20 protein-coding genes are annotated in these 22,563 nt (G+C 74.1%); 9 read left to right on the forward strand and 11 right to left on the reverse strand.

Going from position 1 to position 22,563, the window contains the following annotated elements; translation table 11 throughout:
- Positions 1-30 precede the first annotated feature (30 nt).
- The gene (locus ACWD3O_RS10055) at positions 31-771 is read right to left on the reverse strand and encodes an SDR family NAD(P)-dependent oxidoreductase (RefSeq protein ID WP_451415526.1); all 741 of its coding nucleotides are present in this window, start codon (positions 769-771) and stop codon (positions 31-33) included.
- Between the two features lie 228 nt (positions 772-999).
- Here ACWD3O_RS10055 and ACWD3O_RS10060 point away from each other — a divergent pair, with 228 nt between their 5' ends.
- Entirely contained in the window at positions 1,000-1,227 is a 228-nt protein-coding gene (locus ACWD3O_RS10060) for a twin-arginine translocase TatA/TatE family subunit (protein WP_451415527.1), read from the forward strand.
- Here ACWD3O_RS10060 and mnhG read toward each other — a convergent pair whose 3' ends face one another.
- The 7 genes from mnhG to ACWD3O_RS10095 form a co-directional block, all read right to left on the reverse strand.
- Positions 1,228-1,590 carry a monovalent cation/H(+) antiporter subunit G gene (gene mnhG / locus ACWD3O_RS10065; protein WP_451409278.1) on the reverse strand — a complete coding sequence of 121 codons (363 nt, stop codon included), beginning with the start codon at positions 1,588-1,590 and terminating at the stop codon, positions 1,228-1,230.
- Positions 1,587-1,853 (reverse strand): monovalent cation/H+ antiporter complex subunit F, encoded by a 267-nt coding sequence (locus ACWD3O_RS10070; protein ID WP_451409277.1) that lies wholly within the window; start codon positions 1,851-1,853, stop codon positions 1,587-1,589. Before ACWD3O_RS10070 ends, mnhG begins: the two co-directional genes overlap by 4 nt.
- Positions 1,850-2,404: a Na+/H+ antiporter subunit E gene (locus ACWD3O_RS10075; protein ID WP_451415528.1), complete on the reverse strand. Its 555-nt coding sequence runs from the start codon at positions 2,402-2,404 to the stop codon at positions 1,850-1,852. Before ACWD3O_RS10075 ends, ACWD3O_RS10070 begins: the two co-directional genes overlap by 4 nt.
- Positions 2,401-3,921 carry a Na+/H+ antiporter subunit D gene (locus tag ACWD3O_RS10080; protein WP_451409275.1) on the reverse strand — a complete coding sequence of 507 codons (1,521 nt, stop codon included), beginning with the start codon at positions 3,919-3,921 and terminating at the stop codon, positions 2,401-2,403. The genes ACWD3O_RS10075 and ACWD3O_RS10080 overlap by 4 nt, the downstream gene beginning before the upstream one ends.
- A complete protein-coding gene (locus ACWD3O_RS10085) occupies positions 3,918-4,352 on the reverse strand; it encodes a Na(+)/H(+) antiporter subunit C (RefSeq protein ID WP_451409274.1) in 435 nt (144 codons plus the stop codon). Before ACWD3O_RS10085 ends, ACWD3O_RS10080 begins: the two co-directional genes overlap by 4 nt.
- Positions 4,349-7,291 carry a Na+/H+ antiporter subunit A gene (locus ACWD3O_RS10090; RefSeq protein ID WP_451415529.1) on the reverse strand — a complete coding sequence of 981 codons (2,943 nt, stop codon included), beginning with the start codon at positions 7,289-7,291 and terminating at the stop codon, positions 4,349-4,351. Before ACWD3O_RS10090 ends, ACWD3O_RS10085 begins: the two co-directional genes overlap by 4 nt.
- A gap of 97 nt (positions 7,292-7,388) precedes the next feature.
- Positions 7,389-8,312 (reverse strand): PfkB family carbohydrate kinase, encoded by a 924-nt coding sequence (locus ACWD3O_RS10095; RefSeq protein WP_451415530.1) that lies wholly within the window; start codon positions 8,310-8,312, stop codon positions 7,389-7,391.
- 91 nt (positions 8,313-8,403) lie between these two features.
- On the opposite strand from ACWD3O_RS10095, the gene ACWD3O_RS10100 reads away from it, so the two are divergent.
- From ACWD3O_RS10100 to ACWD3O_RS10110, 3 genes are all read left to right on the forward strand, one after another.
- Positions 8,404-8,676: a GlsB/YeaQ/YmgE family stress response membrane protein gene (locus tag ACWD3O_RS10100; RefSeq protein ID WP_356129614.1), complete on the forward strand. Its 273-nt coding sequence runs from the start codon at positions 8,404-8,406 to the stop codon at positions 8,674-8,676.
- Positions 8,677-8,898: 222 nt separating this feature from the next.
- The gene (locus ACWD3O_RS10105) at positions 8,899-9,861 is read left to right on the forward strand and encodes a TIGR03885 family FMN-dependent LLM class oxidoreductase (RefSeq protein ID WP_451415531.1); all 963 of its coding nucleotides are present in this window, start codon (positions 8,899-8,901) and stop codon (positions 9,859-9,861) included.
- Positions 9,858-11,774, forward strand: coding sequence for a glycoside hydrolase family 15 protein (locus tag ACWD3O_RS10110; RefSeq protein ID WP_451415532.1), 1,917 nt, complete (start codon positions 9,858-9,860; stop codon positions 11,772-11,774). The genes ACWD3O_RS10105 and ACWD3O_RS10110 overlap by 4 nt, the downstream gene beginning before the upstream one ends.
- A gap of 36 nt (positions 11,775-11,810) precedes the next feature.
- Here ACWD3O_RS10110 and ACWD3O_RS10115 read toward each other — a convergent pair whose 3' ends face one another.
- Entirely contained in the window at positions 11,811-12,239 is a 429-nt protein-coding gene (locus ACWD3O_RS10115; protein ID WP_451415533.1) for a DUF7144 family membrane protein, read from the reverse strand.
- A 243-nt stretch (positions 12,240-12,482) separates the two neighbouring features.
- On the opposite strand from ACWD3O_RS10115, the gene ACWD3O_RS10120 reads away from it, so the two are divergent.
- Positions 12,483-14,471, forward strand: coding sequence for a hypothetical protein (locus ACWD3O_RS10120; protein ID WP_451415534.1), 1,989 nt, complete (start codon positions 12,483-12,485; stop codon positions 14,469-14,471).
- A 79-nt stretch (positions 14,472-14,550) separates the two neighbouring features.
- Positions 14,551-15,600 carry a YncE family protein gene (locus ACWD3O_RS10125; RefSeq protein WP_451415535.1) on the forward strand — a complete coding sequence of 350 codons (1,050 nt, stop codon included), beginning with the start codon at positions 14,551-14,553 and terminating at the stop codon, positions 15,598-15,600.
- Between the two features lie 118 nt (positions 15,601-15,718).
- Here ACWD3O_RS10125 and ACWD3O_RS10130 read toward each other — a convergent pair whose 3' ends face one another.
- Entirely contained in the window at positions 15,719-17,842 is a 2,124-nt protein-coding gene (locus ACWD3O_RS10130) for a SpoIIE family protein phosphatase (protein WP_451415536.1), read from the reverse strand.
- A gap of 288 nt (positions 17,843-18,130) precedes the next feature.
- Between ACWD3O_RS10130 and ACWD3O_RS10135 the strand changes: the two genes are divergently transcribed.
- A complete protein-coding gene (locus ACWD3O_RS10135) occupies positions 18,131-18,898 on the forward strand; it encodes an SDR family NAD(P)-dependent oxidoreductase (RefSeq protein WP_451415537.1) in 768 nt (255 codons plus the stop codon).
- A 60-nt stretch (positions 18,899-18,958) separates the two neighbouring features.
- Positions 18,959-19,999: an NAD(P)-dependent alcohol dehydrogenase gene (locus ACWD3O_RS10140; protein WP_451409264.1), complete on the forward strand. Its 1,041-nt coding sequence runs from the start codon at positions 18,959-18,961 to the stop codon at positions 19,997-19,999.
- 99 nt (positions 20,000-20,098) lie between these two features.
- Here ACWD3O_RS10140 and ACWD3O_RS10145 read toward each other — a convergent pair whose 3' ends face one another.
- Positions 20,099-21,670: an MDR family MFS transporter gene (locus ACWD3O_RS10145; protein WP_451415697.1), complete on the reverse strand. Its 1,572-nt coding sequence runs from the start codon at positions 21,668-21,670 to the stop codon at positions 20,099-20,101.
- Between the two features lie 216 nt (positions 21,671-21,886).
- On the opposite strand from ACWD3O_RS10145, the gene ACWD3O_RS10150 reads away from it, so the two are divergent.
- Positions 21,887-22,525, forward strand: coding sequence for a TetR/AcrR family transcriptional regulator (locus ACWD3O_RS10150; protein ID WP_451415538.1), 639 nt, complete (start codon positions 21,887-21,889; stop codon positions 22,523-22,525).
- The last annotated feature ends 38 nt before the right edge of the window (positions 22,526-22,563 follow it).

A 22,563-nucleotide genomic window follows, 5' to 3' on the forward strand; every position in this document is an offset into this window, starting at 1 on the left:
GCCGCTGTGACGCGGATTACGGCCGGGGGGTTACCGCCCTCCCGCCACCCGCAGCACCGCGCCGGTGGTGTACGAGGCGTCGTCGGACATCAGCCAGGCCACAGCACCGGCGATCTCCTCCGGCTGCCCGGAGCGACCCATCGGAGTGGCCTCACCCACCCAGGCGGGCCGCTGCGGGTCCTGGTGGAACTCGGTCCACACCGTGCCCGGGGCGACGCAGTTGACGCGGATGCCGTCGGCGGCGACCTCCTTCGCCAGCCCCACCGTCAGGGTGTCCACGGCGGCCTTGGCGGCCGCGTAGTGGACGTACTCGCCGGGGCTGCCCAGCGTGGCCGCCGCCGAGGAGATGTTGACGATCGCGCCGCCCTGCCCCGCCGTCATCTCGCGGACCGCGCGCCGGGCGCAGAGCAGGTAGCCCAGGACGTTGACGCCGAGGGCGTCCCGCATGCCCTCGGGGTCGGCGTCGGCCAGCCGCCCCAGCGGGCCGCTGACGCCCGCGTTGTTCACCAGCCCGGTGACCGGTCCGAGCCCGGCGGCCGCCGCGTCGAACAGCCGGTCCACCGAGGCGGCGTCGGCGGTGTCGACGGCCGCGGTCAGGGCGCGCCGCCCCGCCGCGGCGACCTCGGCCGCCACCGCCTCGGCGGCGTCCCGGCCGGACCGGTAACCGATCACGATGTCGTGCCCCTCGGCGGCCAGCCGCCGGCAGACCGCCGCCCCGATGCCGCGACTGCCCCCGGTGACGATCGTGATCCTGCCCTGATGTGTTGTCATGCCGGTCATTCTCCCCGGCCCCCGCCCGCGTCCCGGGCGAGGGTCCCCCGGGCACCGGCCCGCCACCGGGTCGCTCGGAGGGCGGTGGGGCATGGGCACGGGGGCGGACCGCCAGGTACATTCTCCGACGGCACGGCACGGCACGGCACGGCACGCCGCGCTCCCGCCCCACCCAGCCGCACCCCGACCCACCCCGCCCACCGACCACCGCCCACAGAACGGGATCCCATGTTCGGACTGAGCGAGCTCGCCGTCGTCCTGCTCGTCGTCGCCGCCGTCCTCGCGGTGAAGCGCCTGCCCGACCTGGCCCGTTCGGCGGGGAAGTCGGCCCGCATCCTGAAGGCGGAGTCGCGCGCCATGAAGGACGCGCCCGCGCCGGGCGGGACCCAGGTCGTGCGGGGCGAGGTCGTCGACCGCGGCACCGGCGGGCAGCAGGACCGCACCGCCGGGGCCTGATCAGTCGTCCGGGTCGGGCCGCCGTTCCTCCGGCGGCAGCCGCCGGGCCAGCGCGTCCTCGGTGAGCGAGCTCTCCGCCAGCGCGGACGTCCGGTAGGCGGTGCGGCCCACGATCTGGCCGGTCACCGGGATGGTCAGCAGCTGGAACAGGGCGACCAGGGCCAGCGGCACCGCGTACCGGGGCGCGTTCTGCAGCGCCGCGCCGAGCAGGACGAGCAGCAGCCCCAGAGTCTGCGCCTTGGCCGCCGCGTGCTGCCGGCCCACCGCGTCGGGGAAGCGGAGCACCCCGATCGAGGCCAGCAGGCAGAACACCGCCCCGGCGATCAGCAGGACCGCGGAGATCACGTCCAGGGCGGTGCTCACCGCATCCCCTCCCGTTCCTCGACCAGGTGGGCCGCGGTGACCGAGCCGACGAAGGCGAGCAGGGTGACGGCGAGCAGCACCGGCAGCCCCGTGCCGTCCTCCCGGCGGGCGGCCTCGGCGGCGATGCCGGCCGCGAACAGGGTGACCAGCACGTCGAGGGTGACGATCCGGTCCAGCACTCCGGGCCCGATCACCAGCCGCACCACGGTCAGCAGCGCGGACAGGCCGAGGAGCAGGAACACGACGAAGTAGACGGCGGTCACGCGTCGTCCTTCCGTGACGTGGGGGCGGCGGGGGCGGCGGGGTCGGTGTCCTGGCGGCGGCCGAGCGCGGCCACCAGCCGGCGTTCGTTGGCCAGCAGTTCCCGGCGGGCCTCGGTGACGTCGTCGGAGGCGACGACCAGCAGGACGTGGACGTAGAGGACCCGTCGGTGGCGGTCGATCTCCAGCACCAGGCTGCCGGGCGAGACGTTGGTGAGCAGCGTCGCCAGGGTCACCAGCAGGTCGCTGTCGGCGTCGAGCGGGAGTTCCACGATGGCGGCGCGCACCCGGGGGCCGTGCCGCAGGGCGGCCCAGCCGACCGCGGTGGCGGAGACGACGAGGTTGCCGGCCATCCGCACGCACAGGGCGAGCAGGCGCAGCGGGCGGACGGTGATCTGCCGGGAGACGCGGGGGAAGCGCGAGAGGGCGAGGACCGCCAGGGCGACCAGCAGCCCGCCGAGGACGACCAGCGCGCTGGGCGTGGACCAGAGCAGGATCCACAGCAGCCACAGCCACAGCAGTGCGGGCAGGCTCCGCAGCAGGGAACGGTTCACCGGCCCGGCCCTCCTTCGACCAGGACCGCGTCCCGGTACCCGCCGGGCCGGATCAGTTCGGTGGCGGCCCGCTCCCCCATGTCGGACAGCGGTCCGGCGGCCGCCGCGAGGCCGAGGCCGGTGAGGGTCATGGCGACGGCGGCGGACATGGTGAGCATCACCCCGGGCCGCCGCCGCAGCGGGAGCGGCTCACCGAGTTTCGGGGAGAACGCGCCGCGCCACACGCGGACCATGGCGTAGAGGGTGAGCACGCTGGTGACCAGCGCCGCCCCGGCGAGCATCCAGGCGGCGACCCCGCCGTGGGCGGCGGCGGCCCGCAGCAGGGCGAACTTGGCGACGAAGCCGGAGAGCGGCGGGACGCCGGCCATGCTGAGCCCGCCGACGAGGAAGAGCAGCCCGGTGACGCCGTGCACCCGCCGGGCACCGTCGCCGCGTTCCATCCGGGAGAGCTCCGCGGTCCCGGCGGCGTTGACGATGAGTCCGGAGACCAGGAAGAGGGTGGCCTGCACGGTGATGTGGTGGAGGATGTAGAGGATGGTGCCGGTCAGTCCGGCGACGTCGGAGAGCGCCAGGCCGAAGATCATGAACCCGACGTGGCTGACCAGGGTGAACGACAGCAGGCGGTTGATGTCGTCCTGGGCGACCGCGCCCAGGATGCCCACCAGCATGGTGGCCACCGCCAGGACCGCCGCCACCCACCAGACGCCGTCGCGGGGGAAGACCAGGCTCTCGGTGCGGACCATGGAGTAGACGCCGACCTTGGTGAGGAGGGCGGCGAACACCGCGGTGATGGGGGCGGGGGCGGTCGGATAGCTGTCGGGCAGCCAGAAGTGCAGCGGCACCACGGCGGCCTTGATGCCGAAGACGACCAGCAGCATCAGGCTGAGCGCGGTGCGCAGTCCGGGCGGCAGCCGTTCGGCCTGCACCGCCAGGTCGGCGAGGTTGACGGTGCCGAGCGCCGAGTAGACGAGGCCGAGGGCGGTGATGAAGAGCAGCGAGGACGTCAGACTGGTGATCACGTAGGTCATGCCGGCCCGGATCCGGGCGGGGCCGGCGTCCAGGGTGATCAGCACGTAGGACGCGGAGAGCAGCATCTCGAAGGCGACGAACAGGTTGAACAGGTCTCCCGCCAGGAACGCCAGCGCGATCCCGGCCACCAGCACCAGGTAGGACGGGTGGTAGGGCACGGTGATGCCGGGCCCGCGGTCGGCGTTGTCCTGGCCGACGGCGAAGAGCAGCACCGCGAGGGCGACCAGCACGGCCAGGGCGAGCAGCATCGCGGCGAGCAGGTCGGCGACCAGCACGATCCCGAGGGGCGGCGCCCAGTCCCCGGCCCGCACCACGACGGTGCCGTCCCGTTCGACGACGACCAGCAGGGCGACGACGTCGGCGAGGACCAGGGTCAGGGCGGTGAGGGTGACGGTGCGCTGCCGGTCGGTGCTGGCGGAGACGATCAGCGAGAGCCCGGCGGCGAGCAGCGGGACCAGGACGGGGAGGACGACCAGGGCGAGGATCATCCGGCGTCCTCCCGGTCGTCGGGCGGCAGGTGCGGCGTGGGGTCGTCGTCGGCGCGTTCGGCGACGTCGCCGATCCGCCGGTCCTCCGGGTCGTCCTGGACCTCGTCGTGGCCGGTGAGCCGCCAGGAGCGGTGGGAGAGGGCCAGCAGGAAGGTCGTGACGCCGAAGGTGATGACGATGGCGGTGAGGGCCATGGCCTGCGGCAGCGGGTCGGAGTGGGCGGAGACGTCGACGGCCTCGCCGCCGCTGGTGATGGGCGGCTCGCCGAGCGGCCCGCCGGCCTCCAGGAGCAGCAGGTTGGCACCGTGGCCGAGCAGGATGATGCCGAGCACGATCCGCATCAGGGAGCGCTGCAGCAGCAGGTGGACGCCGGCGGCGAAGAGCCCGCCGACGACCAGCGCCATGGTGACGTCCAGGCTGGCCGTCGTCATCGGGACCGCCCTCCGACCGTGCCGGGTCCGGTGCCCAGTTTCGGCACGGGGGCGCGCAGGGAGCTGCCGGCCGCCGACAGGAGGGTCAGGATGACGCCGAGGATCAGCAGGTAGACGCCGACGTCGAAGACCAGGCTGCTGGCGGTCTTCACCTCGCCCAGCACGGGCAGGTTCCAGGTCCACAGGGTGCTGGTCAGCGGCGGCCTCCCGAAGGCGAGCGGGACGATGGCGGTGGTGGCGGCGAGGATGAGGCCGGAGCCGATCAGGTGTCCGGGGCGGACCGGGGCGGCGTGCTCGACGTCGGCGGCTCCGCCGACCACGTACCGCAGGATGAACGCCTGGCCGGCGACGAGGCCGCCCGCGAAGCCGCCGCCGGGGCGGTAGTGCCCGGACAGCAGCAGGAACAGGGAGACGACCAGGATCGACGGGAAGAGCAGCCGGGTGACGACCTCCATCAGCACCGAGCGCTCGGCGCCGAGCAGGTCGGTGCTGCCGGGCAGCCAGTGCTCGCGGGGCTCGTCCCAGCGGGCGGCCGTGGGGACGGGCCCCTCCTCCTCGCCGGGCCGGGCCCAGTCGGCGGAGCCGCTCCCGGGACCGGTGTCGGTGCGGGTGCCGAGCCGGATCAGGCTGATCACGCCGAGGGAGGTGACCATCAGCACCGCGATCTCGCCGAGGGTGTCCAGGGCACGGAAGTCCACGATGATCGCGTTGACGACGTTCTGGCCGCCGGTCTCCCCCACCCGGCGGAGGTAGTCGCCGGCCGGGCCCGGGTTCTGGCGTCCCTGCTGGGCGGTGAGGGCGAAACCGGCGACGAACGCCCCGACCAGGAGGGCCAGCGAGGCGCGCGCCCAGCGCCCCAGCCGGCTCCGGGACCCGGGGGTGAAGCGGGCCGGCATGCGGCGCAGCACCAGCACCACCACGACCAGGGTGAGGGACTCCACCAGGAACTGGGTGAGCGCGAGGTCGGGCGCCCCCTGGACGACGAACAGGCCGGCCACGGCGTAGCCGACGGCGCCGGTGACCAGGACGGCGGCCAGCCGGTGCTTGATCACGGCGGCGCCGAAGGCGGCGATCAGCACGGTGAGCGCCAGCGGCAGTTCGGCCGGGGTCCACCAGGCCCGCACCTGGCCCAGCGGGGGCATGGTGTGCAGCACGGCGATCGACGGCAGCACCACGGCGGTGATCAGCACGGCCGTCAGGTAGAGCGGCAGGGAGCCGACCTGGGTGCGGCGGGTGAAGACCACCGCGCCGTGGTGCAGGGCGACCATGAGGCGCCGGTAGCACCACTCGGCGTCGGGCAGCCGGGGGAGCCGGCCCAGCAGCCGGGAGAAGGGCCGGCGGGCGGCGTGCAGCGCGAGGCCCAGCACCACGATGAGCAGCGCCAGCCACAGGGGGGCGGTCCAGCCGTGCCAGAGCGCCGCGTGGAAGGGCTTGCCGGAGGGCTCGGGGTAGAGGTCGGCGTACGGCGCGGTCAGCGCGTCGACCGCCGGGTAGGCGAGGCCGGCGGCCAGGCCGAGCACGGCGAGCACGGCGGCGGGGGCGAGGAAGGCCGGGTGGGACGGGCGCGCGGGCCGCGGGGGGCGGTCGTCGCGCTTGGTCCCCGCCTCGGTCCCCGCCTCGGTCCTCGCCTTGGTCCCCGCCTTGGTCCTCGCCTTGGTCCCGAACCCGCCCTGGAGGAACCGCGCGGTGTAGGTGACGGTCAGCACCGAGCCCAGGCACAGGGCGGCCGCCGCCCAGGCCGTGCCGGTGACCTCGCCGTGCAGCAGGGCCTCCAGGGCGCCGTCCTGGGCGATCCAGCCCACGGTGGGCGGCAGTTTGGCCATCGACGCGCCGGCCAGCACCGCCACCGCGGTGACCACGGGCAGCGTCCTGGCCAGTCCGGACAGTTTCCGCAGGTCCCGGGTGCCGGTCTGGTGGTCGACGACGCCGACGACCATGAAGAGCGCGCCCTTGAAGAGGGCGTGGGACAGCAGCAGCACCGCCCCGGCGAGGGCGGCGGTGCGGGTGCCCATGCCGAACAGGGCGATCATCATGCCGAGTTCGCTGACGGTGCCGTAGGCCAGCAGCCGTTTCATGTCGGTCTCGCGCAGCGCCCGCCAGGCCCCGACGACCAGGGTGTACAGCCCGACCGTCAGCACCAGCGGCCGCCAGGGGGCGGTCTCGGCGAAGCCGGGGGCCAGCCGGGCGACCAGGTACACGCCGGCCTTCACCATGGTGGCGGCGTGCAGGTAGGCGCTGACCGAGGTGGGCGCGGCCATCGCGGCGGGCAGCCAGGCGTGCAACGGGAACTGGGCCGACTTGGCGAACGCGCCCACCAGGATCAGCACCAGGGCGCTGGTGACCAGGGGGCCGGGTTCCGGCAGGTCGGCGAGGATCGCGGAGATCCGGTAGGTGCCGGCGGCCTGGCCCAGCATCACCAGGCCCAGCAGCATGGCCAGTCCGGCGGCGACGGTGGTGAGGAGCGCCTGCTCGGCGGCCCGCCGCCGGTCGCCGCCCTCGCGCCGTCCGGCGATCAGCAGGAAGGAGGCGACGCTGGTGAGTTCCCAGAAGACGTAGAGCAGCAGCAGGTGGTCGGCGAGGACCAGCCCCAGCATCACCGCCGCGAAGCCGAGCAGCAGGCCGGCCTCCCGGCCGTGGCCGGTGTCGTGGTAGTACGCGCCGTAGGTCATCACGCAGACGCCGACGCCGGTGACGACCAGGGCCATCAGCAGCGCCAGCGGGTCCAGGCGGAACGCGATCTCCAGGCCGAGCGTCGGCGCCCAGGCGTAGGTCTCGGTGTACGTCCCGCCGTCCAGGACGGACGCCGTCCGGGTCAGCAGCCAGACCAGGGAGGCGGCGAGCACCACGGCGGCGACGGCCCACACCCCGCGGCCGATGCGGCGGGCGGCCGCGGGCAGGGCGGCGGCGCACGCGAGCTGCGAGAGCACGACGACGAGCACGCGACCTCCGGGCGCTGGGCGGTGAGCCTCCGGTTCCCTGTTCGCTCCACCCTTAACGCCCTGATCGGCCGCCGCCCGCCGCGCTGCCCTACATGGCCTAGCGTCCGCCCCCGCAGGACGGGCCGTCCACGGCGGCCAGCAGCCCGGTGGCGTCCACGGCGCGCGCCTCGGTGGCCGGCACGGTGCAGGCGTAGGCGCCGGCGACCGCGCCGTACCGTCCGCACCGCTCGGCCGGTTCGCCGCGCAGCATGCCGTACAGGTAGCCGGCGGCGAAGGCGTCGCCCGCGCCGTTGGAGTCGACGACCGGCCCGGGCGGGGCGGCGGGCGGGATACGGGTGAGGGTTCCGTCGACGAGCTGCAGCGCCCCCTCGGCACCGGCGGTGACGACCACGGCCCGGGCGCGGCCCTCGTGGGCGATCCGGCGCATCACCGGCTCCGGGTCCGCGGGGAGCGCGGCGGCCGACAGGAAGACGACGTCGGCGGCGAGCGCGTACGGCAGGTGGTGCCCGGCCTCGCCGTCCCAGTCGTGGAGGTCGGTGGAGACGGTGACGCCCGCCTCCAGGAGCACGGGCAGGGCCTGTTCGCAGGGGCCGGTGATGGAGACGTGGGCGTGGCGGCACCTGGACGCCAGGGCGGCGACGGTCTCCTCGGGGTAGTGGCCGCCGCCGCGGCCGCCGTCGTAGAGGGAGGCGCGGCGGCCGTCGGGGCCGACCAGGTTCACGGCCCGCCGGGTGCCGTCCGGGGCGTGCGGCGCGGTCAGCGGGATGCCGTGGTCGCGGTGGAAGGCCCGCACCAGGTCGCCCTCCGGGTCGTCGCCCACCACGTCGAGGTGGTGGACCCGCAGGCCGAGCCTGCCGAGGCCCAGGGCCACGAAGTCGCCGGTGTGCCCGGCCCTGGCCTGCACCCCGTCCACCAGCCGGCTGTCCGCGTCCGGGAGGGGCAGTTCGGGCACGTACACGATGGTGTCCACGCCCGCGCCGCCGAGGACCAGTACGTCGAAGTCGTCGTCCGTTCGCTGCATCCGCCCATCCTGGCGTGACCTGCCGGGTCGTTGGGCAGGAACCCCCTACCGGCCCGGGGGCCGGACGGGAAGGAAGCGGAGGAAGCGGGACATGAGCGTCGTGGCGTGGGTGGTACTGGGGCTTGTCGCCGGGGCGGTGGCCAAGGTGCTGATGCCGGGCCGGGATCCGGGCGGGCTGATCGGCACCACCCTGATCGGGGTGGTCGGCGCGTTCCTGGGCGGCTGGCTGTCCGCGCGGTTCTTCGACCGGCCCGTGGACCAGGACTTCTACGACCCGGCGACCTGGGTGTCCGCGATCGGCGGCGCGCTGGTCCTGCTGATCGCCTACCGGGTCCTCTTCGGCCACTCCCGCGAGCGCGGCTGACCGGCCCTGCCGGGCGGCGGCCGGGAGCGGGCGGGGACCCGTCCGGGCCGCGGCGGGGAGCGGGCGGGGGGACCCGTCCGGGTGGCGGCCGGCCCGATCGGGGCAACCCGGGTCGGCGGACGGCCCGTGACGGGGTGAGGGTTGCGGAGGGCACGAGCGGCCCGTCCGCGCTCCGTCCCCAGGGGGCGCCGGGCCACCCGAGCAGGAAGCGAGCACGCCGCCATGACCGCGTACGGATTCCACGTCTCGCACGAGCAGTTCTCCCCCGCCGAGGCGCTGCAGCTGCTCCGGGCGGCCCAGGACGCCGGCTTCGCGACGGGCATGTGCTCCGACCACTTCGCGCCGTGGTCCTCCCGGCAGGGCCACTCGGGGCACGCCTGGGCCTGGCTGGGCTCCGCCCTGGCCTCGACCGAGCTGCCGATGGGCGTGGTCACCGCACCCGGGCAGCGGTACCACCCCGCCGTGCTGGCCCAGGCGGCGGCCACGCTCGCGCAGATGCACCCGGGGCGGCTGTGGGTCGCGCTCGGCACGGGGCAGGCGCTCAACGAGCACATCACCGGGGACCGCTGGCCCTCCAAGGAGGAGCGCACCCGCCGCCTGGAGGAGTGCGTGGACGTGATGCGGGCGCTGTTCGCCGGCCAGGAGGTCTCGCACGACGGTCTGGTCCGGGTGGACCGGGCGCGGCTGTGGTCGCTGCCGGAGCGCCCGCCGATCCTGCTGGGCGCGGCCGTCACCCCCGCCACGGCGCGGCGGGTCGCCGCCTGGGCGGACGGCCTGGTCACCGTCAACCAGCCGGGCGACGCGCACCGGGACACCCTCGCCGCCTACCGTGACGCCGGCGGCCGCGGCCCCGCCGTCCTGCAGGCGCACCTGTCGTGGGCGCCGACCGGTCAGGAGGCGCTGGACGCCGCGTACGACCAGTGGCGGGAGGCCGCCCTCGGCAGCGACGTCGGCTGGGAGATCCCGCTGCCCGAGCACTTCGAGCAGGCCGCGGCCGGGACGGAGCCGCACCGCCTGGAGGGCCCCGTCCTCGTCTCCGCCGACCTCGGCCGCCACGCCGCCTGGCTGGCGCGGCAGGGCTCCCACGGGTTCGACGAGGTGATGCTGCACCAGGTGGCCAAGGACCACCAGCTGCGGTTCGTGGAGACCTTCGGCGCCGAGGTGCTGCCGGAGCTGAACGCGTGACCGCCCCGCCGCGGGGGGAAGGAGCCGACGGCGGGGCGGCCGGCGGGTGGCCGCCCATCGGGTCGCTCGCCTTCCTCTCGGACTGCCACACCGCCGCCCTGATCGGCCCGGACGCCGCCGTGGAGTGGCTGTGCGCGCCCCGCTTCGACGGGCCGTCGGTCTTCGCCCGGCTGCTGGACCGGCGGATCGGCGGCGCCTGGGAGCTCCTGGTCGACGGGGCGCCGCCGCCCGAGCAGCGGTACCGCGACGCCACCCTGCTGGTCGAGAGCCGCTGGTCCGCGCCGGGCGGCACGCTCCTCGGCGAGGACTTCCTCGCCGTCCACGACCCCCCGGCGGCGGACGAGGCCGGCGGCGTCGCCTCGCGCGGTGTCCTGGTGCGCCTGCTGCGCTGCGCCGAGGGGCGGGTGACGGTCCGGCACCGGGTCGACGCCCGGCCCGACCACGCGCGCGCCCGGCCGCGCTGGTCGCCGACCGGCGAGCGGGGCGCCCTGCGGGAGGCCGTGGCGGGGCTGTGGCTGGGGGCCGTCGACGACCGCGGGGGCGCGCCCGCCCTCCGGGGCGCGGAGGACGGGCCGGTGACCGTGGAGACCACCCTCGCCGAGGGCGGGTCGTTCGCCGTCGTCCTCGGTTACGACGGCGCGCCGCACGGGCCGCTGACCATGGACCTGGTCCACCGGATGCGGGACGAGACGCTGCACGCCTGGCGGGCCTGGGACGCGCGCAACCGGTACGACGGCTTCGGCGCGGCGCAGGTCCGGCGCAGCGCGCTGGTCCTGCGTGGGCTGATGACCGCGGAGACCGGGGCGCTGCTCGCGGCCGCCACGACCTCGCTGCCGGAGTGGATCGGCGGGGAACGCAACTGGGACTACCGGTTCCTGTGGCACCGTGACGCCGCCCTGGTCGTCCTGGTGCTGATGCGGCTGGGACACCGGGCGGAGGCGAGCCGGTACCTGCGCGTGCTCCTGGCGCACAGCGTCCGGGAGGCCGGAGCGCTGCATCCGATGCTCGACCTCGACGGGCGGGCCGAGGGCGAGGAGACCGTCCTGGACCACCTGGGCGGGTACCGGGATTCACGGCCCGTCCGGGTCGGCAACAGCGCCTTCGCCCAGCACCAGCTCGACGTCTACGGGCAGGTGCTGGACGCGGCGTTCGTCCACCAGCAGGCCGCGCTCGGCACCGAGGAGGAGCTGACCGCCGAGGAACTGAGCGCCGCCTACGCCGTCGTCGACGAGGCGGCGCGGCGCTGGCGGGAGCCGGACGAGGGGATCTGGGAGGTGCGCCGGGGCAGGCGGCACTGGACCATCTCCAAGGTGTACGCCTGGGTCTGCTTCGACCGCGGCCTGCGGCTGGCGGAGCTGACCGGCGACGACCGGCCCGACCTGGACCACTGGCGGCGGCAGCGCGACGAGGTCCGCGAGGAGGTCCTCGCCCGCGGCTGGAACGCGTCGGTGGGCGCCTTCACCCGGACCTACGACTCCACGGACCTCGACGCCTCCCTCCTGTCCCTGTCCCTGCTCGGCTTCCTGGACGGCACCGACCCCCGGATGGTGTCGACCATCGACCGCGTCGACCGGGAGCTGGGCGAGGGGGGCTGGCTGGTCCACCGCTACGACCCGGCCGCCACCGACGACGGCGTCGGCGGACCCGAGGGCGGCTTCCTGCTCTGCTCCTTCGCCATGGTCTCGGCGCTGGTGCTGGCCGGCCGGGCCGACGAGGCACGCCGCCGGTACGAGGAACTCTGCGCCCGCGCGGGACGGTTCGGGCTCTTCTCCGAGGAGATGACGGCGGACGGCCTCATGCTGGGCAACTACCCGCAGGCCTTCACCCACCTGGCGCAGATCGACGCGGCGGTGAACCTGGACGCCGCCGACGACGAGGAGGCCCTGCGCGCCTGGGCGGAGCGCACCGCCTGAGCGGCGAGCGCCCCGCTCGGGCGGTGCGCTTCCCGCTCAGAGGACGCCCTCGCGCGCGTGCGTCCGGTCGTCCGTCCGGTAGGTGGCCAGCGCCCAGATGATGAAGACGTCCAGGGCGATCAGCAGCACCGACCAGACCGGCGCGTAGGGCAGGAACACGAACTGCTCGATCAGGCTCAGCACGGCCAGCACCAGACCGGCCACCCGCGCCCATTCCTTGCCGCTCAGCAGCCCGGCGCCGGTGACGAGCAGGAGCACGCCGATGACCAGGTGGACGACGCCCCAGCCGGTGAGGGTGAACTCGAAGACGTAGGAGCCGATCCGGCCGTACACGTCGTCCCCGGCGATCGCGGCGATGCCCTGCAGCACCGTCACCGCGCCGGAGACGCCGAGCAGCACGCCCGCGAACGTGGTGCCGCCCGCCGCCAGCAGCTGCTTCTTCCCGGAGCCCGCCTGCCCGCTCATGCGCGGTCCTTCCGCCGTGGGGTCTGGTCCCTACGAGCGTGCGCCGGAGGCGGGTGCCCGGCACGCGGTGGCAGGCGGACGGGCTAACGGTGCGCGGGTCCGGTGCATCGGCCCTCACTCACCTCTCACACATCTGCTTTGGTTAGGCTAACCTAAGCACGCCGCACAGGGCATCAGTCCTGGGCAGTCGCCTACTTCTTGGGCTTTTCATACCCTTCGCCCCATCAGGAGCATTCCTCAGCCATGTCCCCCTACAGAGCCGACCGCGCCCCGCGTCCCCACAGCCGTCTCGGCAGGATCGCCGCCGCCACCGCCGGAGCCGCGCTCACCATCGGCGCGCTGACCTCCCCGGCGCTCGGCGCGGGCCAGGGCGGCGAGGCCGCCGGCCTGTCGACGCGGACGACCGCCGACGCCGCCCCCGCGGTGTCGCTGGGGTCCGACTCCGTAGCGGCGGGCGCGCAGGTCTCGTTCACGGCGACGGGGCTCCCCGCCGGGGCGACGCTCAACGTCAAGCTGGACAAGGTCACGCTGCTCACCCCGGAGCCCTTCACCGTCGGCGCGGACGGCTCCGCCGCCGGCCGCGTGACCGTCCCCGAGGGCACCACGGCGGGCGCGCACACGCTGTACTTCCTGGTGCCCGGACAGCCCGGCATACCGGTCGCGGTGACCGTCCGGGTCCCAGCGGCCGAACTCCTGGCCTCCTCCGTGCAGGCCGGCGGCTCCGTGCCGTTCCGCGTCTCGGGCTTCCCGGCCAACGCGGCGCTGAACATCAAGCTCGACGACGCGGCCCTCCTCACCTCGAAGCCCTTCACCACCGACGCGAACGGCGCGTTCTCCGGCAGCATCGCCATCCCCGCGGACACCGCGGCGGGCGACCACTCGCTGCGGTTCCTGGCCGCCGACACCAGCGTGAAGAGCTCCCCCTTCAAGGTCACCGCCAAGCCCGCGCCCGCGGGGCCGAAGGCGGTCGTCACCGCGGGTTCCTCGGTCGCGGCCGGCGGCAAGGTGTCGTTCACGCTCTCCGGTTTCGTCAAGGGCCAGAACATCACCGTCAAGCTGGACGACGGCGCCATCCTGAAGCAGTGGGAGAACGCGGTCCGCGCCGACGGCACCTTCTCCGGCACGGTCACCGTGCCCAAGGACACCGCCAAGGGCGCCCACTGGCTGCGCATCCTGGCCCCCGACCCGTCCACCAGCCTGCGCGCCGACTTCACGGTGACCTCCGGCGGCGGCTCCGGCTCGGGCGGCTCGACAGGCGGGTCCACCGGCGGCTCGACGGGCGGCTCGACGGGCGGGTCCACCGGCGGCTCGACCGGCGGGTCAACGGGCGGGTCCACCGGCGGCACCAGCAGCGGCGCCTCCGCGTCCATCACGGCCGGCTCCAGCGTCACGGCGGGCGGCAAGGTCTCCTTCCGCGTCACCGGCTTCCCGGCCGGTGAGCGCCTGACCGTGAAGCTGGACGACTCCGAGATCATCGGCCAGTGGACGATCGGCGCCGACGGCTCCTACTCCGGCAGCGTCACCGTCCCCGAGGGCACCACCAAGGGCGCCCACTGGCTGCGCTTCCTGGCCCCCAACCCGTCCACCAGCCTGCGCGCCGACTTCACCGTCACCGACGGCGCCGACCCGGCCTCCGCCGCCACCGGCGGCTCGGGCGCGGGCGGCGCGGGCGGCACGGGCGAGGTGCCCGCCGCGACCGGCTCCCCCGCCTCGGCCTCCAACTCCGCGGGCGCCACGGCGAAGATCACCGCCAGCGAGGTCCAGCCGGGCGGCACGATCCACTTCAAGGTGACCAAGTTCCCGAAGAACGAGACCGTCACCGTCAAGCTGGACGACGACGGCATCCTCGGCCAGTGGAAGACCGACGCCGAGGGCTCCTACGAGGGCGACATCGAGGTCCCCGCCGACACCCCGGCCGGCGAGCACTGGTTCCGCTTCCTCGCGCCCAACCCGCCCACCAGCCTGAAGGTCGACTTCACCGTGGTGGCCGCCGGACAGAGCACCCCGGCCGCGACCGACTCCACCGCCGCCCCGCAGGCCGAGACCCTCGACGGCGCCCCGGCCGCCACCACGACGGCCGCCTCCCCCGTCTCCTACGCCACCATCGGCTGGTCCACGGCCGGCGGCGTGGTCGGCGGTGCGGCGGGCGCCGCGGCCGCCAGTTACCTGGTGCTGCGCCGCTCCCGTCCGAAGGCGGACCCGGCCGGCACCGGCACCCCCGCCGCCGGCTGACCCTCACCACTTCCCCGTCCCCCCGTTTTTTCGATCTCGTAGCGCGCACGCGCCTTCCTCACAAGGAGATTGACCCTTCATGAGCTCGACCCGTCACCTGCGCCTGACCGTTGCCGTCGCCGTCGCCGCGGCCGCCGGCCTCACGCTGACCGCTCCCGCCGCCGCCCACCCGCACCAGCCGGAGCCGGCGACGATGGAGAGCACCACCCCGGTGTGGAAGGGCCTGTACCAGACCGCCTATTCGGAGCGGAACGACGTCCTGTGGGCGACCGCCTCCACCGGCCGCCCGCCGGTCACCCAGACCGCGCTGCTCAAGCTGGACCCCGACACCCTCGAGGTCCTCGGCAGCTTCACCCCGCCGGTGGTCAACGAGACGACCGGCGCCCGTGAGGCCGTCTACGGCATCGACGTGGACGACGAGAACAACACCGTCTGGGTCACCAACACCCGCGACAACGGCGTGGCCGTCTACAGCCAGCGGACCGGCGAGCACCTCGCCTTCCTGCCGAACGTGGGCCACGCCCGTGAGGTCGTCGTCGACGAGAAGCGCGACCTGGCCTGGGCCACCTCGTACAACACCGGCGAGATCGTCGCGTTCGACACGGACACCTTCGAGGAGAAGAAGCGCATCGCCGTCGAGGGCGCCGGCCTCATGGGCGTCGCCCTGGACGAGCGGACGGGCAAGGTCTACGCGACCGACCTCAACAACCCGCGCATCGTGCAGTTCTCGCCGTACAAGGACGAGGCCGTCAAGTTCCACCCGGCCGGCGCCGGCGCGATCGGAATCTCGCTCTCCCGCAACGGCCGCACCGCCTACACCACGAACCAGACCGACGGCACCGTCTCCGTCGTCAACCTGAGCACCGGCACCCTCAAGGCCACCATCCCGACGGGCGCCGGCGCGCTCTCCGTGGCCACCGACGAGCGGACCGGCAAGCTGGTCGTCGCCAACCGCGTCGCCGCCACCGTCTCGGTCGTCGACCCGTGGACCGGCGCCGTGCAGGACCTGGTCACGCAGAAGAACCCCAACCACGTCACCATCGTGGACGACACCGCCTACGTGCTCGACAAGTCGGGCGCCGGCGCCGAGGGCCTCGACCTCGGCTACCGGATCGACCTGGGTCACTGACCCTGCCCCTTCCCCCGGGGGGTCACCCACAGGTCACCCGACGACGGAGCCCCGCAGCCGCCCCCTCCCCCGGGCTGCGGGGCTCCGCCCTTCCGGCAGGACGCCCGCCCCGTACGGCTCAGCCGTCGCACCGGGCCAGCAGGAGGGCGATGTCGTCGTGCCGGGGCCCGTCGGCGTGCGCGTGCCGCAGCACGTCGTCCGCCATCAGGTCGAGGTCGGCGGGATCGGCGTCGGAGAGCTTGCGCGCCAGTCTCTCGATGCTGACGTCGAGCGGTTCCTCGGACTGCTCGACCAGGCCGTCGGTGTACAGGGCGAGCACCGCTCCGGGCTCGAGGCCGACGGTCCGTGTCCGGTAGGTCTGGTCACCCTCCACCCCGAGCAGCAGGTCCGGCGGCAGGGCGACCGCCTCGGTGTGCCCGTCGGGATGGCGCAGGAGGGGCGGGACGTGTCCCGCGTTGGCCATGGCCACCTCACCCGCGCGCAGGTCGACATGGGCGTACGCGCAGCTGGTGAAGCGCTCGGCCTCCAGGTTGACCAGCAGGAGGTTGGCGCGCCGCATCACCTCGTCCGGGGGCGCGCCGGCGGTGGCGCGGACCGCCGTGCGCACCTGCCCCATCAGCGCCGCGGCCTCCGTGTCGTGCCCCTGGACGTCTCCGACGGTGACGGCGGCCTCCCGGCCGTCGCCCCAGCGGATCACGTCGTAGAAGTCCCCGCCGATGCCCGAACCCCGGGTGGTGGGCAGGTACCGCGCGGCGAAGGTGAGACCGGAGACCCGGGGCAGCCGGCGGGGGAGCAGGGCGGACTGCAGTTCCAGGGCGAGCCGGTGCTCGGTGTCGGAGATCATGGTCCGGTCGAGCGCGAGCGCGACGAGCCCCGCCAGCGCGAGCAGCATGCTCCGTTCCGCCCGGGTGAACAGGTGCGGCTCGGCGTAGCCGAGGACCAGACACCCCATGGCCCGCGCGTGGGAGACCAGCGGCATCACGGCCCAGGCCGCCATCCCGTCGCGCACCTGCCGGGACCGGGGCGCCTCCCGGAGGAGTTCCTCGGCCGAGGAGTAGAAGCGCGGCAGGAGGTCGTCGAGGACCCGCGCCGCGGGTTCGTCGGCGGTCACCGACAGGCCCTCCAGGTGCCGGCTTCCGGCCTCGTTCACGCCCATCGTGTCGAGGACGTCGACCCGGCCCTCGAAGACCCGGGCGAGGACGAAGGCGCTCGGCCCCAGGGCGGGGACCACCTGTTCGCGCACCAGCCGGACGACGTCCCCGGCCGAGGCCGCCGCGGCGAGGCGGGCAGAGACGTGCGTCAGATGGTAGATGTCGGCCGGTTCCGCCCGGGAGAACTCGCCCGGGTTCCGGTCCGGGAGCAGGGCCGGGGCATCGGGCACGTCCTCGTCCATGATCCGGATGGCGACCCCCGCCTCGTGGGCGAAGAGCTGGAAACCCAGCCGGCGCCCCGAGGGCGTGCTCGCGTTGAAGCCGGTGGCGCGGCGGGTGAGCACCGCGGCGCGGTACTGGGCCTCGAAGACGGGGTCCAGCAGCCAAGGGACGAGGGCCTGGGGGCGGTGCCCGAGTGCCGCGTAGGAGTCGACCTCCAGCATCCGTTCGGCGGCCGGGTTGAGGTAGGCGACCCGGCCGTCCCGGTCGAGGGCGCAGAAGCCCGCCGGAACCCGTTCCAGGACGTCGTACGCGGCCTGGGCGGCCTCCCGGTCCGCCTTCTCCCGCTGGAGCGGGAGAACCCGGTGGGGCACGTCGACGCGCAGCGGTCCGGCGCCGGACGCCCGCCGCTCGTCGAGGACGCGCGCGAGGGCGCGCGCGGCGGACCGCAGCGACCCCAGCTCCGCCGGGGTCAGTCGCGCCTCTCGCGTGATCGGCAGCAGCACCGAGAGCACTCCCCAGGCCTCCTGGCCCACCACGGGGACGGCGGCCAGCATCACCTCGTACGGCAGGACCAGACCGAGCGCCGGATAGCGCCGGGCCATCTCCTGCTGGTCGGGCAGCCAGACCAGCTCCCTGCGGCGCCAGGCGTCCGCCACCGGGGCGGGATCGTCCATCGATACCTTCAGCCACGGGTCGGCGAGGGTGCTCGTCCCACCGGAGACGACGGACAGCCGCAGCAGGTTCTCCTCCGGGGACGCGAGGAAGACGGTGCCCATCGAGGCGGCGGTGTCCCGCATCACCGTCGCCAGAGGACGCCCCAGCGCGTCCATGTCTCTCGCCGCGGAGGGCCCCATCTCGGCGTCGGTCATCCCTGTCCTCCGGCAGTCACCGGAACCGGCGGAGGGACGGGCGTCACCTTCGGTACGCCTTCGCCCCATTCAACCGATTGGTTCACATATAACCGTACCAGTGGTCACCCCCTCTCCCCCGCCCGCACGGGGCACGGGGCACGGAGGAATCCGACATGCCTGCCGATCCCGCCCGGCATACGGTGGTTCCGGACCGGTCCGTACGAGCCGCCCGGGACGGGGTGGCGTCACGGAGGGCTGAGGAAGCCGCACCCGGGAAGCGCCTACCAGGAAAGCGAGCACCCGCCTGTGAGCACCGACTACGCCAGTGAGTTCGCCGGACGCGCCGCCCTGGTCACCGGCGCGGCCTCCGGCATCGGGCTCGCCATCGCCCGCCGCCTCGCCGAGGGCGGCGCCAAGGTGGTCATCGCCGACTACAACACCGACGGCGCCGAGCGCGCCGCGGCGGACCTCCGCACGGCGGGCCTCGACGCCTCCCCCGTCACGGTGGACGTCTCCGACCCCGCCTCCGTCGAGGCCGCGGTCCGGTTCACCGTCGACACCTACGGCGGCCTCCACCTGGGCGTCAACAACGCCGGCATCGGCGGCGAGAGCGCCCCCACCGGCGAGCAGACGCTCGAGAACTGGGACCGCGTGGTGCGGGTCAACCTGGACGGCGTCTTCTTCTCGATGCGGTACGAGATCCAGGAGATGGAGCGCTCCGGCACGGGCGGCTCCATCGTCAACGTCGCCTCCATCCTCGGCTCCGTGGCCTTCAGCGGCTCCTCCGCGTACGTCGCCGCCAAGCACGGCGTGCTGGGCCTGACCAAGTGCGCCGCCGTGGAGTACGCCCCCAAGGACATCCGGATCAACTCCGTCGGCCCCGGCTTCATCGAGACGCCGCTGCTGGCGAACATGGACACGGCGACCCGGGACGCCCTGGTGGGGCTTCACCCGATCGGACGCCTGGGCCGGAGCGAGGAGGTCGCGGAGGTCACGGCGTTCCTGCTGTCCGACCGGGCCTCGTTCGTCACGGGCAGCTACCACCTGGTCGACGGCGGCTACACCTCCCTCTGAACGATCCGCCGCCTCGGGGTACCCGGGTCTCTCCCCCTCCACGGAAGGAGGCCGTTTCCCATGAAGGCACTCCAGTACCGCACCATCGGCTCCGCACCCGAGGTGGTGCCGGTCGCCGACCCCGAGCCCGGACCGGGCGAGGTCCTGCTCAAGGTGGCCGCCGCCGGCGTCTGCCACTCCGACATCGCCGTGATGGAGTGGCCCGCCGAACAGTTCCCCTACCGACTGCCCTTGACCCTCGGGCACGAGGGCGTCGGCACGGTCGCCGCCCTGGGCGCCGGCGTCACCGGCCTCTCCGAGGGCGACCTGGTCGCCGTGTACGGGCCGTGGGGCTGCGGGCTGTGCGCCAAGTGCGCGGAGGGCAAGGAGAACTACTGCCTGGTGGCCCGGGAGCGGGGCATCAACCCGCCCGGCCTGGGCGAGCCGGGCTCGATGGCCGAGTACATGATCGTCGACTCGCCGCGCCACCTGGTGCCGATCGACGGCCTCGACCCCGCCGAGGTGGTGCCGCTGACCGACGCCGGCCTCACGCCGTACCACGCGATCAAGCGCTCGCTGCACAAGCTGGTGCCCGGCTCCACCGCGGTGGTGATCGGCAGCGGCGGCCTCGGCCACGTCGCCATCCAGCTGCTGCGCGTGCTGACCCCGGCGCGGGTGGTCGTGATGGACGTCAGCGAGGAGAAGCTGGAGCTGGCGCGCGCGGTCGGCGCGGACGAGACGGTGCTGTCGGACGCCGACGCCGCCGCCAAGGTCCGCGAGCTCACCGACGGGCTGGGCGCCCAGGTGGTGCTGGACTTCGTGGGCGCGGAGCCCACCGTGCGGACCGCGGCCGCCTCGGTCGGCATCGAGGGCGACATCACCATCGTGGGCATCGCCGGGGCGGGGCTGCCGGTCGGCTTCGGCCTGCTGCCGTTCGAGGTGTCGGTCGCCGCGCCCTACTGGGGCAGCCGCGGCGAGCTGATCGAGGTGTTCGACCTGGCCCGCTCCGGGGCGATCTCCGTCCACACCGAGAAGTTCTCGCTGGACGAGGCCCCCGAGGCGTACGCCCGCCTCCACGACGGCCGGGTCAACGGCCGCGCGGTCGTGCTGCCGCACGGCTGACCGGAGCGGCCGGCCGGAGCCGTCCCGGACACGCCCGTAGGGCCGCCCTCCTCGCCGGAGGGCGGCCCCGCGGTCCGTCCCGGCGGGCCGGGAGCGGGATCAGACCTTGGCCGCCGCCCCGCCCTCGGCGCCCGCGGCGTTCTCGCCTTCGGGGTGCTCCGGCTGGAGGTCCACGCTGTCGCGGAGCTTGGTGGAGGTGAGGAAGAAGGTGGCGACCACGCCGACGACCGCGACCGCCGCGGCGACCAGGAAGATCTGGCCGGTGGCCTCGCCGTAGGCCGCCCGGACGATCTCCTGGACCGGCGCCGGCATGCCCGCGATGTCCAGGTTGCCGCCCGCCGCGGCGCCGCCGCCCGAGGTGTCCACGCCCATCCTCCGCAGCCCGTCCGCGATCTTGGTGGCGACGCTGTTGGCGAGGATCGCGCCGAGCACGGAGACGCCGATGGTGCCGCCCAGCGAACGGAAAAAGGTGATCGAGGCGCTGGCCGCGCCGAGCTCGGAGAGCGGCACGGTGTTCTGCAGCACCAGGACCAGGTTCTGCATCGACATGCCGACGCCCACGCCGATGAGGAACATGCCGGCGAAGACGTACCACATCGACGTCGTGTGGTCGATGCCCGCCAGGCTCAGGAAGCCGAGGGTGAGGACGACGGTGCCGGTCACGATGTACGGCTTGACCTTGCCGCTCTTCGAGACCAGCTTGCCCGCGATCGTCGAGGAGAGCAGCACGCCCAGCATCAGCGGGACGGTCATCAGGCCGGCCTTCGTCGGCGAGTAGCCGCGGCCGATCTGGAAGTACTGGCCGAGGAAGACCGCACCGCCGAACATGGCCACGCCGACGGCCAGGCTGGCGACGATGGCCAGCGCCGGGTCACGGCGCTTGATGACCCGCAGCGGCACGACCGGGTCGGAGACCCGCGACTCCACGAGCAGGGCGAGGCCCAGCAGCACCACCGTGGCGCCGACCATGGCGCCGGACTCCCAGGAGATCCACGCGAACTCGTTGTCCACGAAGGTGACCCACAGCAGCAGCACGCTGACGCCGACGGCGATCAGCGCCGCGCCCAGGTAGTCCACCTTCGGCTTCGGGCCGGTACGCGTGACCGCGGGGAGCACCAGGGTGCGGGAGAGGATCACGAACGCCAGGGCGGTGAAGGGCAGCGCGAAGAAGAAGCACCAGCGCCAGCCGAGCCAGGAGGCGTCGGCGATGGCGCCGCCGAGCAGCGGGCCGCCGACCGTGGCGACGGCCATCACCGCGCCCAGGTAGCCGTTGTAGCGGCCTCGCTCCTTGGGGCTGATCATCGCGGCGATGATCACCTGCACCAGGATCTGCAGCGCGCCCATGCCGAGGCCCTGCAGGGCCCGGAAGCCGATCAGGGTGCCGGTGTTCTCCGAGAGGCCGGCGCCGAGCGACGACACGAAGAAGAGCACGATGGCGATCTGCAGCAGCACCTTCTTGTCGAAGAGGTCCGCCAGCTTGCCCCAGATCGGTGTGGAGGCCGTCGAGGTCAGCAGCATCGCGGTGATCACCCAGGTGTACTGCGACTGCGTGCCCTCCAGCGCGCCGATGATCTGCGGCAGCGCCACGGAGACGATCGTGCCGCTGATCATCGTGACGAACAGCAGCAGGAGAAGGCCGCTCATGGCCTTCAGGACGGCCCGGTGCTCCATCCGCGGTACGGGGGCCGCACCCGGTGGAGTGACATCGGTGGCGTCGGCGACGGGCGCGCTCAAGAAGGACCTCCGGAGAAGGTGGAAAAACGGGGGAAACAGGAAGAAGGCATGCCCTCGGAGCGAGGGAGAAGGGGATGACCTCCACCATACATGCGCACTGTGCAATTTTGCGCACTGAGCATTTTTCTTGCCCGGGCCTTACCATGGCCTCCGATGGACACCACCGACCCCACCGCCGCCACCCCGGACGCTCAGCCGGGTCTGCGCGAGCGCAAGAAGGCCGCCACCCGTGAGGCGGTGCACCGCGCCGCGCTGCGCCTGACGGTCGAGCACGGCCTCGACCACGTGACCGTCGAGGCCGTCGCCGACGAGGCCGGAGTGTCCCGCCGGACCTTCTCCAACTACTTCGCCACCAAGGAGGACGCCGTCCTGTGGGGCGAGGAGCAGCAGGTCGCCGCCCTGCTGCGCGCGGTCCGCGACCGCCCCGCCGGGGAGACGCCCTGGACGGCCCTGCGCGCCGCCCTGCACGCCACCATCGCCGGCGTCGGGCCCGGCCCCGACCGCGTCGACCGCGAGACGGTCACCCGCACCCGGCTGGCCCTGCGCCACCCCTCGCTGCTGGGCCGTCAACTCGCCACCCACGCACGGCTGGAGCAGGACATGGCCGCCGTACTCGCCGACCGCGGCCTCGCCCCGCTCCGCGCCCGGGTCCTGGCCGCCGCCTTCCTCGCCTCCCTGCGCACCGCCATGCGCGCCTGGGTGGAGACCGAGCACCCCGGCGAACCGCTCGACCTCATCGACGAGGTCATGGACCTCATGGCCCGCCCCTTCGAGGAGGACCCCCGCGCCTAGGTACCGAGGCGCGTGACCGCGTACGCCTCCGCACGCGG

Source organism: Streptomyces sp. NPDC002640, from assembly GCF_053592575.1.